This is a genomic window from Bdellovibrio sp. ArHS (genome assembly GCF_000786105.1).
In the GTDB taxonomy this organism is placed as follows: Bacteria; Bdellovibrionota; Bdellovibrionia; order Bdellovibrionales; family Bdellovibrionaceae; genus Bdellovibrio.
The window spans coordinates 156856-174453 of sequence record NZ_JTEV01000003.1 but is presented as its reverse complement, the minus strand read 5'-3'; the positions used below and the strand labels follow the sequence as shown (position 1 = coordinate 174453).

Genomic DNA, 17598 nt, shown 5'->3' with positions numbered 1-17598 from the left:
GGCGGCATTACTTTAGTTGCAGTTTGAATTAGCCATTGCTGCTAAAGTTCTTTGACCTGTCAGTAATTCATTCACTTCGTCTCGAGAAAGAAGTCCATCAGTTGACATTTTTTCCCAACGAGCTTTGTTGATTTTCACCTGCTCACAGAAACTGATTGCCTTTTGAGTCGGAGGCTTAACCCACCCACAACCAAGAGCATTCATCTCTACTATGTCGTTAACACCTTTAATTAAGGCCTGTCCTTCATCTGGAGAAAGCTTTCCATCTTTCACCATTTGTTGATAGCGTAAAACATTATCTTTTACGTATGCAGACACTTGATTTTTGTTGCACCCTAACGAGGCTGGTTGCCTGATTTCATTTTTTGAAAACGCAAAAGATGCTCCGAAGACTACCACTAGAAACGATAACACTGTCTTTGAATTCATATAGAACTCCTCCTATTTACATGTAGTGTATCGAAAAAAATTTAGATAATGTGAGTCCAGTTCCATGATTGAAAGGCCGAATGGGAGTGTTTCGAATACTTGCAGTTTTCTGAGTGGACAAGTTTACAAATTGTAAACGAATCTTTTGGGCAAAAAGCGTTTTTGTGACCCAAGGTTGAAGAAAAGTTAATGCCCAGACAAGAAGCTGAAAAGAACATGGAAATGGGATCTAGAGTTTCTATTTTCTACTTCACTTTCCTCATTTAGGTTTTGATAGGACAGCACCTTGATAAGGTAGATTCCCAAGAACCGCAAATAAGAAAGGGGCCATCAGCCCCTTTTTGAAAACACAGTATTTACTGAACAAAAATGTCTTAGCCAACACCTGGCTTTTCTGGTCTATAGCGAACCCAGTCCGCACTCATTACTTTGCCATCACGAGAGATTCTGACATCAAGATCATGTGGATTTGCCCACCCCGACTCAACATCTGGAATCACGACACGCAAGAGGCAAGCACTGCCGCCATTAAGCACGCCAGAGCATCCAACGATTTGCACGTTGTAAGCAGAAGGCTGAAAGCCTTGAAGGATCTTTTTGAAGCCATCATAAGCTTCTTTAGCATCCTCCGTTGCTATCATTTTGCGCTTTAGGACTTGGCTGATGATCATATGAGAGAGGATTTCATTAGTGTCCTCTGCATCACAAGCTACTTTACGATCCATTTTTTCAGATTTTTTAGTTGCCGCAGTAAAAGTGTCAGCGGATTTTGATTTGGCTTCTTCTGTTGCAAACACAGAACCGCTTGCAAAGATCACAATTAATGATGACATGATAACGAACTTAGATTTCACAACGAACCTCCATTTCTATTAGATTACCAAGATTCCGGAGGCTTTAACAGTCCGACCCACTTGAAACTGTTTACGGTGTGAAAACAGGGTGAACATCTCAGATGGGCCGCAGGAAAATTCAACTAATCCGCTTGGAAACTATCAACCAAAAGTACACCCATAGGCTCGAGAGTTTTTTCATCGACACTTAGAATGATCGTTCTTTCGTCCATGTAGCCGTCGCTGCTTTGATTGTCCACGCATCTCACGATGCGTTCATCACGAGTCACAGATTTATATCCCAACTCACAACTAACTTTTGCTGTGGAACTTCTAAATCCGTTCACAACATCCATAGTGCTTTGCTGGCGATCAGCGGCAGTGGTTTCTTTGAGTTCTTTCGTGTAGTTTTCTAGTATTGAGATGGTCTCTTGAACATCCACAATAGCTGAACCCTCGCGATCATAGCTTACAGGACGAGTGAAGCCCATTGCGGTCGCCTTTACCAATTTCAATAAGCGATTGTCCTGTGGTGAAGGCAGGCGACTCACTTGGGAAGTAATCATATTCAAATAGATTGGCAGCAATTTACTAACTTCTTCCTTTGAAAGCTTACGATCAAAAATCTCACCACGGTAGTTCACTTTACCGAAACCGACTTTTTCAATCGTTGAAGTTGAAAGGTCATACTTCTGATCAGCGACACCGGCGATCCCGAAGTATTCATGCAAAACCAGGATGGCTTTTTTATCCAAATCACCTTTTCCCGCCCAAGCGATGCGGTTAAAGACGATCCTTTTAGCCGAAGGCGTGTTGATCGCATCTTTATCCATGCCATCTAAAGTTAATTTCTTTGTCGTCGACTCAACTCGCGTTTCATCAACAGCTTTAGCCAATGTATTAAGATCAAACTTAAGAAGGCCTCGGTGCTCCCCCAAAGTTTTAACAAGTTGTTGGCCGATGCCCACAAACTCAATGGCATCCATATCACCGCCGTTTTTCACAACACGGGGCCCAGCAAATGAAACTTGAGAGGCTAAAAGCAACAATCCTATTGCGACGTACTTCATTTTATTTCTCCTTTTTATCAAGACGATAAAATTGAACAGCTAATTGATAGACAGAATTTCTTTTCTTTTTGGTTTGCGCGTAAAAGCGATCTGCGAAGGCTTGCTGGAAATCGCGGATCATCTTTTTCGCTTCTTGCATTTCTTTTTCAGGAAACGCCAAGGTCATGTTGATGAATTCACGGTCATTCACAGCATCGTTGAACAATGATTGCTCAGCCCGTTTCATCACCTGCGCGTGGAAGTTCTTAATCTCTTGCGAAGGAACATCTTCCTCCGTCGTCGACTCTTCCGTTAATGCACGATACTTGCCTTTGGAAAACTCAATTAACCCTGCACGGGTTAAGTTATCTAGGGCATTTTTGATCACAACAACATTCAGTCCCAACTTCTCTGCAAACCAAATCGGTTTATGAATGCAGTGATCTAGTTCCAAAAGCTCCAAGATCGCTAAGCAGTACCAGTTCTGAACGGCGACAAAGGCCTCGGCTGCGATCTTTTTTTGACGATTCGCGCGGTTTGACATTTGCTCGATCTTTTTCAAAGATTCTTCTCTGCGTCCCGGACTGCGCGAGTGTTGTGAAGTCACACTCAACAGGAACTCTTCCTTTTCATAAAGGGTGAAGCCCAAGCGCGTGGCAATATCTCCTGCCTTTTGCTCGGAGATTCCTCTTTTCATGTTCAAGAGCAATGACAAAGCTGCAGGGCTTACCCCCAGGTCTCTGGCAAAGGCTCTTAAGGAATAGCCGCTATTACGGGAAGCTCGTTCTTCGAACTCTTCTTTCAAGATCTGAATATGGAGCGGATATGTCGTCGTCATGGGAGTTAAATACCGAGAAACCGCTCCCATTTCAATGGCTCAGCAAACAACTTGTTTACCAAGAGTTCGGCTCAGTAAATTTCCAGTATTATTTACCCAAATCCCCCTGATAAAATGCAGATAGCGCAAGAGCAAAAACTCTTTTAGTCAAAAGAAACGATCATAGATTCCTCCGATTCGGGAATCTAACTCAAAGTTTCTTCTGCTGTGAATGCAGCAAATGGCGGCAGAAGTGCGGATAGAACTCTTACACTTCTGCTTTCGCCAATCAAGATTCGGTGATCAATACTATCTACCCGCAGAAATCAACCGGGACATCTCTACATGAGCTCAAGATTTACACAATCAACATCGTACTCTGAAAGGGACTTCAGCACATGAATACGGGCGCGGACGGCGGTTTTCTTATTCGGGCTCAATGTTAAAAAATAGTCGTATCGGATAGAGCCTACTGAGTGGCTTCCACCAAAAATCTGATTATAAAGTACAGAAGTTTCATCTCCGTAGATCTCATCACCAGAGGTTGTCCCATTCACATTCATCGCACAAGTGCGAACTTGCGGATACTCGGGACGATGATAATTCGTCACTCGCGAATCGACCGTAAGAATGTCTTTAGGCAAATCTTCTCTGACGGAATTGAACTGGAAATCAATTTTTTGGCAATGAAGACCCTTCTGAGGAAGAGGCTGTGCATCCCTGATAGTGACATAACAAATTCTTCCCGTGGGATGTTCATTGTATGTTTCTTTTCCGACGTATACCTGCCCAGGCTTGATATTTGATGTCTCGGCCATGGCCTGAAAGAAGCCAAGACAACTCATTAAAATAATTGCTAACACTTTCATTAATCCTCCCATTTAAGTGCCAATCCAACTACCTCAATTTCGAACCGCTGGCGACGCTTTCTATGGGCGTGCAACATCATACTGCACCCTTTGAAGTCATGACTTGGTCTGAATCGAGGAAACAAAGTTTTTCATAAGGCCAGGATTATTTATGCGGCTAGGATGCTCTCCACATTTAGGGGGAATCAATTTGGTCCAAAAATAAGAAGAACATTTATTTTTTTCGTCAATAACGCCGGGGGTGGGTTTTAACCATTTCTTGATTTTTTGTAATGTTGGCACTCCAGAATCAAAGATTTATGCCGATAAATTTAACATGAAGAAGAAGCTAAGTCTGAAACTCCAGTTAATTGTCTCTTTCTCAGTCATCTCTCTGATTATCACCGGTCTAGGTGCCGTGATCAGCTTTAGATTTTCGTCAAAAATTCTTGACGACCTAACGTTGCAGAACCTGCAAAACCAGCTCGAAAGTTCCGAGTCCGCTATTCATGTCTCAATTAGCGACGCCTTGGAAAGACAAGAAACCCTGGTTTCTTATTGGTCGCCCAAGATCAAAAAGGATCTGCATATTTCCAGTGAGACTTATAAAGATCTTATTGAAAACCAGGTCACTCATGAAAAGAAAGAGGCATCGATTCCCCTTTTCACTTATAAAGGTTTGCCATTGCATAGAAACCCCGAGTTGGCCCTGCAGTTAGCAGAACAATCAGGTCAAGCCGTCAGCATTATGGCTTTGGTCCCCGACGGACTTCTGCGTGTCGCGACCAGTGTGAAAAGAAAAGATGGAACTCTTTCATCGGGAACCTACATTCCCAGCGATTCGCCAGTCGTGAAAGCAATCAGCAAAGGTGAAAAGTTCAGTGGGCGCGCCTTAGTGGCCGGTCATTGGTATATTACAACCTACGAACCCATTACGGAAAACGGCAAAGTGATGGGTGCCTTCTTTATGGGGCAACCAGAAACTTTCTCTCCTAAAATTATGGCTTATCTTAAAGCGCAGAAGCTTTTAAAGACGGGCTACTTCTACATCATGGATTCAAAAGCCACGCTCGTGATGCATCCGACGATCGAAGGTCAGAATCTTTATGACAAAACAGACCTTGATGGTAAGCATGTTTTCCGTGACGTCATCGCTCAGAAACAGGGCTTGATGAGATACCGATGGATGAATGATGAAACAAAATCGCCGCAAAATAAATTTGCAGTTTTCCACTACTATCCTGAGATGGATTGGATCGTCGCTGCGAGTGTCAACGAAGACGAGGTTCAGGAAGCGACCACGGGCCTAAGAACATTTATGATCTTTCTAAATATCGGTGCTCTTTTACTGATGCTAGCGTGCTCATGGTTCTTCGGAAATAAAATCGCCAAGAAACTTTCTTACATCGGCCGGTCTCTGCATGAATCGACCGAAGAAGTTCAGTCCGCCATCGAACAACTGGCAACAGCAAGCACGGAGCTATCCGAATCAGCGACTAATTCCGCAGCCTCATTAGAAGAAACTGTGGCCTCTTTGGAGGAAATCAGCGCGATGGTGAAACACAACTCTGAAAATGCCAAAGTCGGCGCCGAGCTTTCTGCCAATGCCTGTGAGATCGCACAACAGGGTGAAGCCGAATTGAAGAAACTATTCCTTGAGATCAAGGAAATGGGCGCCTCTTCGAAAAAAATCAAAGAGATCACGGATGTTATTGATGACATCGCCTTTCAAACAAATTTGTTAGCCCTGAACGCGGCGGTGGAAGCAGCTCGTGCCGGAGAACAAGGTAAAGGGTTCGCCGTCGTGGCCGAAGCGGTTCGCAGCCTGGCACAACGAAGTGCCCAATCGGCCCAAGAAATTTCGAAGCTGATCAACCTGAGTGTTGAACAAATCGAACGCAGTTCGCAAGTAGCCGACAGCTCGGGTGACGCCTTATCAAAAATCGTTTCTTCGATCCAAAAGGTCTCGGAAATCAATAACGATATTGCGGCCGGCAGTCAGGAACAATTTGCCGGCGTTGAGCAAATCAATAAAGCCATGGGGCAACTGGACCAATCCTCTCAAGCCAATGCCGCTGCCGCCGAAGAAATCGCGGCGACGGGAGAAACTATCAAAGGCCAGAACAATAATGTGGGCGGCAAAGTTGTAGAATTAAAACAATATATCGAGGGCGAAAGAAAGCGCGCCGCCTAAGAGCAAGAACACCTTTTATTCGGGTGCCGTCGAGTAACTTACTTCGACCATAGCGCCCGGACTTAAAATCACCTCGTTTGAAATAATAAGAACATTGGCTTCCCAAGAATAATCCGTGGCCGCAAGAATCTGACTGTCCACGGTCACGGATGTGACTTCAGCGATTCCCGGAGCTTTTAAGACAAAACGATGTTCAATCTGCGCAATAGATTTATCCAAAAGATCAGCAAAATTGGCAGACCAATCTTCGTTACAAATATTGTAGGCTTTTCCTTTCGTCAAAGAGGCCAAGCTCGTATAAACCGATCCTGTCGCCGACTGACAGGGACTGACGGACGCTCCCATTCCGACGAATGAGGAAACCATCACCTGCGAAGTCGGCCATTGCGTCATGCTTAAAAGAGAACTCAAAAATGAATTCGCCGATAGATTGGAATTATCATCTGTCACAAAAACAATCACCTTTTGAGAATCGACCCGGAAGAACTCTTTGAGCTCCGTCGCCGACAGAGCCGAAAGTAAAAGGGCAGGGCCATTTTTCGATCCGACCGAAGTCGTTATCTGTCGATAGTAAGACGAGGGAAGATCATTGGGTAAAGTGGCTCCGTGGGTCCCCGTCCCACTTAACAATAAAAATCGAAAGTCAGCTTTGTCATCGAGTTGCTCCAGGAACGAAGACAAATTTGAACGGACTTGGGCGGCATTGTCAGCCATAGACCCTGAGTTGTCGATCACCCAGATCATGTCCAAAGCGGAGTTTTCGCTGGAGTTGACGGTAAAAACCTCGGTTGCAAGATTCGTTGAAACCGCCCCCTCCTCACGAAATGCCACACTTCGCGAACAGTTTTGAAACGCCCCTATACAAATCAACGCAAGCAAAATGGCCGTGGATCTTTTCATACCTTCACGCCTCACTTCGAAATGAGTCTTCACATTGTTTTTTTTGAAGCCGTTACGAATGCAACTCGTGCAGGTGGGATATAAAGATGAGTTACGATGTGAGTAACTTTTCGGTTGTGGAAAAATATTCTGAATAGCGACAAGCCAGATTCCATGAGTGCCCATTCAAAGAACGCTCTGGCGTCCCCAAGAACTTCTAAATTCTCAGTTCAAGACATACGCATGAGAGTGACTGACTTCGTCACTTTTTTACGAGTTCGTCACACTCCCTCTTATCAGCTTATCGTCATGTTCAGCCTACAAGGCACGTTTTTGGATAATACTTAGTTACCAACGGAGTAAGATATGAACTTACGCAAATACTTAATAGCTCTAACAATTGGCCTGAATACTGTATTCCTTTTTGCTCCACCGTGGGCGCAGGCATCCTCTTTAACTTGCGGTTCTGTCTTCGTCTCTGACGCCAGACCCTTTGCCAATATCGAAAAATTCGAGCAGCTCTATACCAAGGGGCGTGGACTTGATACTTACAAGAGGGCAATGGGCCCGGAGTTTTCTAAATCTGTGGATCGGGTTCTACAAAAAGAAAACTCGCATTGGTTCGACTCGGGAGCTGGTCACGCTTTCGCCGTCAGACAGGCTTTAGAAAGCCCGACGACTCATGCCACGTTTCAGGCTACTGTTGTTGCCTATGAAACTTCCGCACAATCCAGTGGACGCCTTAAAGTCCACGAAGGTCGCTTTCTTGAGAATATCGCTGACCGAGAAATTCCAAAGAGTGATTTGATCACCGATGTCTTCGGTCCTTTGGCATACTCCGGTCGTCCCGATATCGTTCTTCAGAAGTACCTGAACAATCTAAAGCCTGATGGCGAGATCTATCTTTTCTTTGGTGCCCGCCATGAAATCTATGGTCAATACAACACCGTTCTTAGTGCTAATGGCCGAATGATGACTTTGACCGACTGGATCGGAAATATTCCAGGCCTGAAGGCAGAGCTACGTCGCGAGCAGAAAGAAGATGACGGAACTCTTTACGAACAATGGACTATGCGAATTGTAAAAGAACGAAGCGATGTCAAAATTCCGGAAGTGGAAATGATTCATTTCAAAGAGGGTGCTCCTCCGCAAATGACCTTTAAAGAATTGGATAATAAAGGCGTCTCGAATCTTGCCGCTTTGGAAGCTCAAGCGCGTGAGACCGTAAGAAAAAATGGCGAAGCAGTCAGTGCGACGACGTTTCTCAATTCATTTAGAAGTGGCGAGATTTCTCACCCACTTCTTAGCAGTATCAAGGGACTTAAAAATCAGGAAGCCTGGCTGAATGTGACCGCGATGGGCGGTAAAGTTTTAGAACAGATCAAAGCCAAAGACTTTGACTATTCAGACCGATCCGTCTTCGTGGGCCTTTCGCAAAAATTCATCGCCTGGAGAAGTAAAGGTATAAATCCGGAAAGATTCAGCTATATCACAGGCCTTACGACCACTGGCGCAAATCTGAGTCAGAAGAATATCAAATTGATCACGGACTTCCAGGGTGACTTTATGACTTCTTACACTCCTGACAAGGTCTTGAAACGTTATGTGGATCTTTTAGCCGACAAAGGGACGATTTATATTTACACAGGCCAAGAATATGGCGGCTTCGGCCGACGATCCGTTGTCAGAACAAAAAATGGGCAAGAAATCAATCTGCGCGCTTGGTTGAGCACCCTGCCAGGTCTAAAAGGTAAAATGAGACGTGGTGGCTACCACTGGGCTGGTGGAGAATGGTCCTTCGTTGAGATTTCCATTAAAGATCGTGAAGCAGTACAAATCCCTGAATTAAAATTTCTGGGTATTGGCGAAGCCACAAAAGATGGAGTTGCCGCCGCCTATTTCCAAGAGATGTAATTATAAAACAAGAAGGCCAACCCTGCGGTCGGCCTTCTTGTTTTCTTCTTTAAATTTTCAACTCAACTTATCAAGGTGTTAAAGTCGTCGCGTCCGTGCTCGGTAAAATCGGCATGGTTTGCACAGGTCTTTCACCCGTCAGTGTTTTCAAAAACGCAACAATGCTTTGCACTTCTTTCTTCGACAAATCTTTATTCAACTGTGTTTTTGCCATCACTCTAACAGCCTCATCCAAATGCGCCACGGAACCGTTATGGAAGTAGGGTGCCGTTAAGGCAATATTTCGTAAGGTTGGAACACGCCATAAATGTTTGTCCTCGTCTTTTTTGGTAACGTCGAAGCGACCCATATCTTTCATCAAATCATACTTTGTATCGTAAGCACTGCCCGGGAAAGTCGGGAATTTCATATAGAAACCCGTTCCGATAGGAAGTGTCGGGCCCGCGAAGTTCGCGCCCGAGTGGCACGCAAAACAGCCGGTGGTCTTCATCAACTCAAAGCCCTTGATTTCCTCTTCACGCAAGGCCTTTTTATCGCCTTTGATATACAGGTCAAAGCGCGCATTCGGAGTAATCAAAGTGCGTTCATAGGCAGCAATAGCCTTCACAACATTGTCGATGTCGATTTTGCTATTTTTACCGAAAGCCTTGTCGAAAAGTGCTTTATAACCAGGAATATTTTTAATACGTGAAATCACCAAATTGTGATCCGTCATTGCCATTTCAACCGGATTCGTCAAAGGTCCTTTGGCCTGTTCTTCCAAAGAAGCTGCGCGACCATCCCAGAACTGCACGGACATAAAGGCAGAGTTCCACACTGTAGGCGCCGATCTGCCTCCCAGCTTTGCTCCGACTCCAGCAGAAAATGACCTATTGTCATCGCCACCCGCCATCACGTTGTGGCAGCTATTGCACGAAATCGTTCCGTCTTTGGAAAGTCGTGGATCGAAATATAAAGTCTTTCCCAAAAGAATTTTTTCCTCAGTCACAGTCGCACCAGCGGGCGCCGGCACCTTTTCGGGCAAAGCCTCTTGCGCAAAAGAGGAAGAAACATAAACAGAAAATAAAAGCGTCGAAAAAAGAAGTGATGTTTTCATGGCCCTGAGATTAACTTACCTAAAACCTAAATGACAAAACCGTCGTATCGCGTCTGGACCCGCCATGCAAAAATACACCCCGGGATGGGCGCACCAAAATTAATCTTTAAATTGAACTCCCGTCGAATTACCTCCAGTGCTTGTGTCACCCCAAGTGATGACTGATCCATCCGACTTTATTGCCGCGAAGGCCCTATCACCACCGCACACATTTATGACCCGAGAGTTCGCAGCTGTCACAGATGCTGGCGCATTGTCGCCTCCCGCGCCACTTCGGCCCCAAGCAACAACAGAGCCGTCTGTTTTAAGGGCCGCAAATGCGGCGCCCGTGGTTGTGCCGGCAGTTGAAAACACAGTCGTAACTCCCGAGTTCGCGGATGTCACGGTCGCGGGAGCATCACCACCGTCACCAGTGCCCCCCCAAGTGACTAAAGAACCATCCGACTTCAAAGCCGCGAAGGCTTTTCTGTTGCTAAATATTTCTCGAACACCTGAATTTGCAGCCGTGACAGAAGCCGGCGTGGTCGCGCCAGGACTTCCGGATCCATCACTCCACCAAGTGACGACCGAGCCGTCTGTTTTTAGTGCTGCAAAACCACCAGGCGATGCATACACCGTCCCGACATTGGCGTTCGCTGCCGTCACACTAACGGGAGCAGATCCACCATAAACAGATTCTCCCCAACTCACGACCGATCCGTCGGCCTTGCGTGCCGTGAAGGCCCAACCTAAATTTGGATTGGAAATAATCTCGATCACTCCAGAATTTGCTGCCGTAACACTTGCTGGGGCCGAGCCCCCAAATGAACTCATCCCCCAAGCGACAACGGATCCATCAGACTTCAAAGCCGCAAAAGCACTCGCGGCCGCATAGACTTTTTTAACATTTGAGTTGGCTGCAGTGACTGATACAGGTGCGTTACCTCCGTTACCACTACTTCCCCAAGCCACAACTGAGCCATCGGACTTTAAGGCCGCAAAAGCGTATTTAGCTGCCAAGATTTCCTTCACATTTGAATTGGCAGCCGTGACCGTTGTTGGAGGACTGTCTTCACCATTGTAACCGCCCCAAGCAACAACAGATCCATCACTCTTCAGCGCGGCAAAAGCATTATATCCACTCGCTAAATCCATAACGCCAGAGCCTGCGGCCGCAACACTCGCAGGAGCACTCGGGACATTTCCCCAGGATACAACCGAACCATCGGTCTTCAACGCGGAAAAACCGTTTTCATTTTTGTATATTTTTTTAACTCCGGAATTGGCTGCTGACACGGATGCTGGTTCCGAAGCACCGTAGGCGCTCTCTCCCCAAGCTACCACCGCACCATTTGTTTTTAAGGCCGCGAAGGCATAAGTTGATCCAAGAACAGAACGCACACTCGCTTTGGTACCGGCTAACTTGCTTGCCACCGAAGAAGAGTTTCCTCCGCCTCCGCCCCAAGTAATCACCGTCCCGTCTGCTTTGAGCGCGGCAAAAGCTTCGTTTGTTGAATAGACGGTAACCACTTGAGAGTTCGCCGCCGTTACAGAGGCCGGGGCCGAGCCTCCCTTTGTGCTATTTCCCCACGCAACGACGGAACCATCCGCCTTCAATGCGGCGAAAGCACTCCAATTCGAAAAAACATTTATCACTCCCGAATTTGCATCCGTCACCGCCGTCGGTGCACTTCCGCCTTCTGCAGAATTTCCCCACGCGACAACCGATCCATCGCTTTTGAGCGCGGCAAATGCGGTGAGTGTCGAAAAGATTTTGACGACACCAGAGTTTGCAGTAGTCACCGTCGAAGGAGCGTTGCCGCCGTTTGTGGCATCACCCCACGCAACGACAGAACCATCGGATTTTAATGCCGCAAAAGCACCGCTTCCCGATGAGTTACCCTTGTTCGCGTTCGCCGTGATTTCGATAACACCCGAATTAGCAGTGGTGACTGAGGCTGGCGCAGTTCCTCCAAATGAACTATTTCCCCAAGAAACAACAGAGCCGTCACTTTTTAGCGCTGCAAAGGCGCCATTGTTACCAATAATATCTTGCACCTTGGAATTCGCGGCAGTGACGGACGAAGGCGGAGAATTATTATTACCCCAAGCGACGACCGAGCCATCAGATTTAATAGCCGCAAAGGTGCTACCACTTCCAACAATTTTTCTAACTTTTGAATTTGCCGACGTAACACCAGAAGGAGCAGAACCGCCTCGGCCCGTTTCTCCCCAAGCCACCACCGAACCATCTGACTTCAAAGCGGCAAAGGCCCCAATGGTAGACGAAATTGAAATTACACCTGAATTAGGGTCTGTGATACTTGCCGGAACAGAGTCGCCGCCTCTACCGGACTCCCCCCAAGCAACGACGGAGCCATCACTTTTTAATGCCGCAAACGCACCGTCTGTCGAGAAGATCTTGATCACTCCTGAATTGACGGCAGTGACAGAAGCAGGTGCGTCTGCGCCGTAGAATGGATATCCCCAAGCGACGACTGACCCATCACTTTTCAAGGCGGCAAAAGCCATTGGCGCGGAATATATTTTTACAATATCAGAATTTTCAGCAGCGATGGCGGTCGGCGCCGTGCCCCCTGTATTCATCGTTCCCCAAGCAATCACCGAACCATCGGATCTTAGAGCCGCGAAGGCAGAATCATTTCCGACAATTTCTTTCACCTTATAGTACTTAGGCGGCATGTTAAACAAGCGAGAGGTCGTTCCACTATTCCCAGCTGCATCCGTATGGTTGGCAGAAATGGTGACAGTGTCTCCGGTTTGCCCCGTTAGATCGAAAGTCGCTGACCAGGAACCGCCACTGCATGTGACGGTGCCACTCGCGGCGGGAGAAAACGTAATTGTTCTGGAATTGTCCGAGCAAGTTCCGCTTGCGTAAAACGAGGTGTGCTCTCCATCACTCATCTGGTAGCCGACCGAGGGGTATGAAAATGAAACTGTCGGAGGTGTATTGTCGACTGTCGCCGCAATCGAGGGGCCGACTGCCGTCGCTGTATTGCCAGCAGTATCACTTGCTGTTCCAGACGCTACAGAAATTGTCAGTGAACCATTCCCTGAGCAGCCGGTTACGGTCACAACTCGCGTCGAACCAGAACCGTTTACAAACTTCGCACAGCCCGTAGTCGCGCCAGAGAGAGCAATATGCGTTGAAGTTAAAGAAATCGTATCAGCACCCGTATAAGTTATGTCCCACACAAAATTTGTGGTGCTCTTCCCAGCCACCGGAGAGGGCGAACTTATACTCAACGTCGGTGCCGAGTTATCCACAGTCACGTCCGCAGAAGGGCCTGCAGCCAGAGCTTGATTGCCAGCGTTGTCACTGGCGGAATTTGCAGCAATGGAAATATTCAGATTTCCGTTGCCAGTACATCCAGTGACCTTCACCGTGCGAGTGGTGCCCGATCCCGTCACAGATTTGGAACAACCGGTGGTTGTGCCAGCCAGTGTGACATTCGCTGCTGCCAAAGTGATCGTATCTGCACCCGCATAGGTCACGATCCAACTAAAATTGGCTGTACTTTTACCCAGAGTCGGCGTGGGCGTTCCAATCAACAAAGTTGGCGCCGTATTGTCAATGGTTGCAGAGCTCGATGAAACTCCGGCAAGCGAAAGATTTCCCAAAACATCCGCCGCAGATCCCGCCGCGACGGAAATTCCGATGTTGCCATTTCCAGAACATCCACTGACAGTCACAGTACGAGTGCCAAGACCTGATCCTGTCACTGCCGCCGAACAACCTGTGGTCGCAGTTCCCGTCAAAGTGATATCATCGGCCGTTAAGGTGACTGCCGAGGCGCCTGTGTAGGAAACCGTAAAAACAAAATTAGAAAGAACTGTACCTAATGTTGGCGTTGGCGAAGAAATACTCATCACCGGCCCCGTATTATCCACCGTGACTGCCGATGAAGGTCCCGCTGCCAAAGCCTGATTGCCTGCGGAATCCTGGGCGGTATTCGCCGCAACCGAAACCGTCAATGAGCCATCACCCGTACAACCTGTCACGGTGACAGTTCTAACCAAGCCCGCACCACTGATTGATTTTGCACATCCCGCCGTTGCACCATTCAGGGTAATATCGGAAGCTCCTATGGTGATCGTATCAGCGCCAACATAAGTCACATCCCAGGAAAAGCTTGTCGAGCTTTTGCCAGTTGTTGGAGTCGGCGATCCAAGACTCAAAGTGGGGATTGTATTATCAATTGTAACAGAGACCGAAGGTCCCGCGCTCAAGGCCTGATTGCCCGCCACATCTTGCGCCGTGTTTGCCGCTACGGAAATAGTCAGAGCGCCATTTCCGGTACAGCCGGTGACACTCACCGTTCGCACAGCCCCACTTCCGCTGACGCTTTTACTACAACCTGCGGTTGCTCCAGTAAGAGTGACATTCGCGCTGCTTAAGGAAATGCTATCCGCATTTGTGTAAGTAATATCCCAAGTGAAAGTCGTAGAACTTTTCCCCCTCGTAGGTGTCGGCGCAGAAATACTTAAAGTTGGAGCCGTATTATCCACCGTCACCGATGCAGAAGGTCCCGCTAAAGGCGCTTGATTTCCCGCAAGATCCGAGGCGGTGTTTGCGGCGACCGACAAAGTCAAAGCTCCATCGCCCGTACAACCGCTGGCGCTCACTGTCCGAGTCGTGGTTCCACTTCCTGAAACGGCTAACACGCAGCCCGTATTGGCCCCATTCAACGTCAGATCACCTATAGCTAAAGAAACTGCATCAGCGTCGGCATAAGTCACGACCCACGCAAAACTGGTCGAAGCCTTTCCCAAAATTGGAGAAGGCGCGCCAATACTGAGGGATGGGGCCACACGATCCACCTGGAAGGAAAGATAATTCGAAGCCTCGTTAGAAGTCCCAAAAGAGTTTTGCGCCACACCTGCAGAAATCTGAACACCCACCTCACCATCAGAAGAAGGAATCAAATCAAAACTGTAGCTACCGCCAGCACCGGAAAAATTTGCCACCGCGGCGTTAGTTAAAGCAAGATCTCCCACCACAAAGTTTGAAACAGAATCTGCGAAAGTTACGGTCACGGGAATTAAAGAAAGACTGTTATGAGTGCTGGCCGTCGAAGCCAACACTGAGGTTAAAGAAGAATTATCCACCTGAACACTGACCGAAGGCCCTACCGCAGGCGCTTGATTTCCAGCTGCATCCAAAGCCGAACCCGCCGCAATCGAAAGCGTCACCAGACCATCCGTGGAACAGTTTGTGATGGTCACCGTGTTCACATGGGTGCTGGTATTCTGAATTGACTTCGACGCACACCCCGCAGCGGCAGTGCCATTCAGAATTACATCGGCCGCCGACAATGAAATAGAATCTTCCCCGGAATAAGTGACTTCCCACTTAAATGAAGTGCCACTGTTCCCCGCCAAAGGGGTTGGCGTTCCTAACGTGATTGTGGGAGCAACATTATCTACAGTGACTGTCCCAGAGGGACCTGCTGCCAAAGACTTGTTTCCCAAACTATCCTGCGCGGACTCTGCCGCGATAGAAATTCCCAAAGAACCATTGCCGCTACAGTTGCTGACAGTCACTGTGCGCGAGGACGCCCCGGCCCCAGTCACAGCGATATCACATCCTGAGGTGCTGCCTTGCAGGCTCACATCCGCCGCACTTAAAGTGACAGTGCTAGCGCCTGTATAAGTCACGACCCACTGAAATGACGTAGAACTATTTCCCACCGAAGGAGTTGGCGTTGCGATACTTAAAGAAGGGCCCGTGTTGTCAATAGTTGCAAAGGCAGACGGTCCAGCTGCCAACGCCGCATTCCCCGCCGCATCGTGCGCGGAAGCCGCCGTCACGGAAATAGCGACCGTGCCATCGCCGGAACATCCCGTTAAAGTCACCGTTCGCATGGAATTTCCCGAGCCGCTGACTGCGGCGGAACATCCCGCCGTCGCCGTACCGGAAAGATTGATATCAGCAGAAGTTAAACTGACCGTATCGGCTCCAGAATAATTCACTGTCCAGACTAGCGAAGTTGCGCTGTTGCCAAGCGCAGGACTGGGCCCTGCGAAAGCCAATGTTGGCTCTGTATGATCCACTGTAAATTCCAGAATATTGGAAGCCGGATTCGCGGTGCCTAATGTGTTATGCACAACACCCGCATCTAAGAAAACACGAACCGTCCCCTCGCCTGTAGGAATTATATCAAAAGAATAGTTGTCATTAGCGCCTGTAAAGCCCGCGACTGTCGCATTTTCCAAAGTCAGATCCGAAGCATCGAAGTCCGTCACACTGGAAACAAAACTGACCGTCACCGGAATGCTGAAAAGATTATTGGTAGCGAGAGCTGTGCTCGCCAACGTTGGCGTGGGCGCAAAAGGATCATAGACAAAAGACAAAGTGTTCGAGGCAAAACTAAGGTTGTCGGCGGCATCCTTGGCCGCCCCCACTGGCAATGTGACTTCCACAAGTCCCGCCGTCGTCGCCATCAAAGTTGCGGTATAGACACTGCCCGCCCCGTTGAGCATAGTGATGACGCCATTGGTGACGGCAAAATCTAAAACGTTTAAATCAGTCACCGGCTCGCTGAAGACAATATCAAGGGTCGATGTAGCATGTAAAGTCAGCGGCACGGCTGAGGAGCTTAGAACCACGGAAGGTTGTGTACGATCGACATTAAAGACCATCTGCCCCTGCGGCACAACAGATTGCCCGGTGCTCGTTACTAGCGGAGCATTCACAAACTCGACGGCTACAAGTCCATCACCACTGGGGACCACTTCCAGTGTGCAGGTGGTGCCGGAAAAGGAAAAGTTCGCAATGCTTCCATTTGTAACGTGAAGATTGGAAATATCAAAATTTGCGACGGGTTCTGAAAATGTCACCTTGACCGGAATAGAGTTTGAATTCACAACCGCCGCGGCGGGCGAAGACATTTCCGCCTCGAAAGACTTTTGTGAATTCAGCATTTTTTGGATATCCAAACTTAGATTGCACGCAGAAAGTGTGACCACTAAAGCTGCATAAAACGTGAACCTCAAGAAGAACACCATGACGAACCTCCACAGAATAAATCGGAGGATTCCTCACTAGAATTGATGTGCTTTCGTTTTTTTTGCGGAATTCTAATCGACAGCCTACGGTCATCCAAACAAATGTTCTAAGCATGTGTTCGAATCTGAAGCGACCATCCCGCATCCCCGTCCTGGAGCGGAAAGCAGCCGCTGTACCTTTTTAAGAAAAACTTATTCAGCGCTCGCAGGATTCTGCGGATAAAACGGAATTTCAATAACCGCGCGAAATCCGTAGTTGTAACAAATAGGTGTTAGCAAGGCCCGCAGAGCTTCGATGTTGCGGCCCTTTTTACCCATCAGCCGCCCAATGACTTCTTGGGGACAGGCCACGCGGTAAACCGTTGTGCGCTCACCCAGTTCAATATTGATATCCATCTGAGTTGTGTTTCCCACAACCAGCTGCAAAGCCTCTAATAGAAACTGCCGGACACGCTCCCGCTCCACCTTAGAATCTTCGCTTTCGGGAAAATCCAGAACTACACTTCTTTTGATCACTTTCATAAGCTCCTC

At 47.8% G+C, this 17598-nt stretch carries 11 protein-coding genes; 2 read left to right on the top strand and 9 right to left on the bottom strand.

The annotated features are described in order from the left end of the window. Positions 1-12 precede the first annotated feature (12 nt). From OM95_RS01665 to OM95_RS01645, 5 genes are all read right to left on the bottom strand, one after another. The gene (locus OM95_RS01665; protein WP_041869571.1) at positions 13-429 is read right to left on the bottom strand and encodes a hypothetical protein; all 417 of its coding nucleotides are present in this window, start codon (positions 427-429) and stop codon (positions 13-15) included. A 374-nt stretch (positions 430-803) separates the two neighbouring features. Further along, positions 804-1283 (bottom strand): hypothetical protein, encoded by a 480-nt coding sequence (locus OM95_RS01660; protein ID WP_041869568.1) that lies wholly within the window; start codon positions 1281-1283, stop codon positions 804-806. Between the two features lie 122 nt (positions 1284-1405). Further along, positions 1406-2332 (bottom strand): hypothetical protein, encoded by a 927-nt coding sequence (locus OM95_RS01655; protein ID WP_041869565.1) that lies wholly within the window; start codon positions 2330-2332, stop codon positions 1406-1408. A 1-nt stretch (position 2333) separates the two neighbouring features. Then, positions 2334-3149, bottom strand: coding sequence for a TIGR02147 family protein (locus OM95_RS01650; RefSeq protein ID WP_291515434.1), 816 nt, complete (start codon positions 3147-3149; stop codon positions 2334-2336). Between the two features lie 320 nt (positions 3150-3469). Further along, positions 3470-3997 carry a hypothetical protein gene (locus OM95_RS01645; protein WP_041869561.1) on the bottom strand — a complete coding sequence of 176 codons (528 nt, stop codon included), beginning with the start codon at positions 3995-3997 and terminating at the stop codon, positions 3470-3472. Between the two features lie 316 nt (positions 3998-4313). Here OM95_RS01645 and OM95_RS16995 point away from each other — a divergent pair, with 316 nt between their 5' ends. Further along, positions 4314-6170, top strand: coding sequence for a methyl-accepting chemotaxis protein (locus OM95_RS16995; RefSeq protein WP_291515433.1), 1857 nt, complete (start codon positions 4314-4316; stop codon positions 6168-6170). Positions 6171-6185: 15 nt separating this feature from the next. Here the strand turns inward: OM95_RS16995 and OM95_RS01635 are convergent, their stop codons facing one another. Beyond that, a complete protein-coding gene (locus OM95_RS01635) occupies positions 6186-7070 on the bottom strand; it encodes a vWA domain-containing protein (RefSeq protein ID WP_291515432.1) in 885 nt (294 codons plus the stop codon). Between the two features lie 345 nt (positions 7071-7415). Between OM95_RS01635 and OM95_RS01630 the strand changes: the two genes are divergently transcribed. Continuing rightward, on the top strand, positions 7416-8963 hold the full coding sequence (locus OM95_RS01630; protein ID WP_291515431.1) for a hypothetical protein: 1548 nt from the start codon (positions 7416-7418) through the stop codon (positions 8961-8963). A gap of 70 nt (positions 8964-9033) precedes the next feature. Here OM95_RS01630 and OM95_RS01625 read toward each other — a convergent pair whose 3' ends face one another. From OM95_RS01625 to OM95_RS01615, 3 genes are all read right to left on the bottom strand, one after another. Continuing rightward, positions 9034-10059: a cytochrome-c peroxidase gene (locus OM95_RS01625; RefSeq protein WP_041869555.1), complete on the bottom strand. Its 1026-nt coding sequence runs from the start codon at positions 10057-10059 to the stop codon at positions 9034-9036. Between the two features lie 99 nt (positions 10060-10158). Continuing rightward, positions 10159-17067, bottom strand: a complete 6909-nt coding sequence (locus OM95_RS16990; RefSeq protein WP_291515430.1) for an Ig-like domain-containing protein — start codon at positions 17065-17067, stop codon at positions 10159-10161. Between the two features lie 192 nt (positions 17068-17259). Next, positions 17260-17589 carry a KH domain-containing protein gene (locus OM95_RS01615; protein ID WP_041869553.1) on the bottom strand — a complete coding sequence of 110 codons (330 nt, stop codon included), beginning with the start codon at positions 17587-17589 and terminating at the stop codon, positions 17260-17262. Positions 17590-17598 lie beyond the last annotated feature (9 nt).

Bases quoted from the DNA above. Each gene is read 5' to 3' on its own strand.
- OM95_RS01665 (WP_041869571.1), bottom strand. From the start codon at position 429: ATGAATTCAAAGACAGTGTTATCGTTTCTAGTGGTAGTCTTCGGAGCA.
- OM95_RS16995 (WP_291515433.1), top strand. From the start codon at position 4,314: ATGAAGAAGAAGCTAAGTCTGAAACTCCAGTTAATTGTCTCTTTCTCA.
- OM95_RS16990 (WP_291515430.1), bottom strand. From the start codon at position 17,067: ATGGTGTTCTTCTTGAGGTTCACGTTTTATGCAGCTTTAGTGGTCACA.
- OM95_RS01625 (WP_041869555.1), bottom strand. From the start codon at position 10,059: ATGAAAACATCACTTCTTTTTTCGACGCTTTTATTTTCTGTTTATGTT.
- OM95_RS01630 (WP_291515431.1), top strand. From the start codon at position 7,416: ATGAACTTACGCAAATACTTAATAGCTCTAACAATTGGCCTGAATACT.
- OM95_RS01650 (WP_291515434.1), bottom strand. From the start codon at position 3,149: ATGACGACGACATATCCGCTCCATATTCAGATCTTGAAAGAAGAGTTC.
- OM95_RS01645 (WP_041869561.1), bottom strand. From the start codon at position 3,997: ATGAAAGTGTTAGCAATTATTTTAATGAGTTGTCTTGGCTTCTTTCAG.
- OM95_RS01635 (WP_291515432.1), bottom strand. From the start codon at position 7,070: ATGAAAAGATCCACGGCCATTTTGCTTGCGTTGATTTGTATAGGGGCG.
- OM95_RS01655 (WP_041869565.1), bottom strand. From the start codon at position 2,332: ATGAAGTACGTCGCAATAGGATTGTTGCTTTTAGCCTCTCAAGTTTCA.
- OM95_RS01615 (WP_041869553.1), bottom strand. From the start codon at position 17,589: ATGAAAGTGATCAAAAGAAGTGTAGTTCTGGATTTTCCCGAAAGCGAA.